This is a genomic window from Vibrio sp. 10N.261.52.C11 (assembly GCF_041471405.1).
Classification (GTDB): domain Bacteria; phylum Pseudomonadota; class Gammaproteobacteria; order Enterobacterales; family Vibrionaceae; genus Vibrio; species Vibrio crassostreae_C.
On record NZ_JBFROI010000002.1, the window covers coordinates 1323 to 1684 of the forward strand.

Below are 362 nucleotides of genomic sequence, written 5' to 3' on the forward strand. Positions count from 1 at the left end.
TTTCCGGTACCAACGGTGATCTCACCATTGATGCCAATGGTCATTGGGTATTCACAGCTAACAGCGCGTTTAATCAATTGAATGTCGGCGATAAAGTCGAAGAGACCTTCACTGTCTCGTCTATTGATGGCACAGCGTCAACGATCAAAGTCACGATTAATGGCACTAACGATGCAGCGACAGTCAGTACCGCAACAGTCAGTGTGGATGAGACTGATAAAGCGGTAACGACATCAGGCACGTTAACCAGTACCGATGTTGATAATCCTGATAACACATTTACGCCAGACTCCATTGTTGGAGCTAATGGCGACCTAACTATTGATGCTAATGGGCATTGGGTGTTCACCGCCAACAGTGCG

The 362-nt window shown here is 47.0% G+C and carries 1 protein-coding gene; it reads left to right on the forward strand.

Annotation, left to right across the window (positions count from 1 at the left end):
• On the forward strand, window positions 1-362 hold a 362-nt coding region (locus tag AB4323_RS00015), incomplete at both ends, for a VCBS domain-containing protein (RefSeq protein ID WP_372151318.1).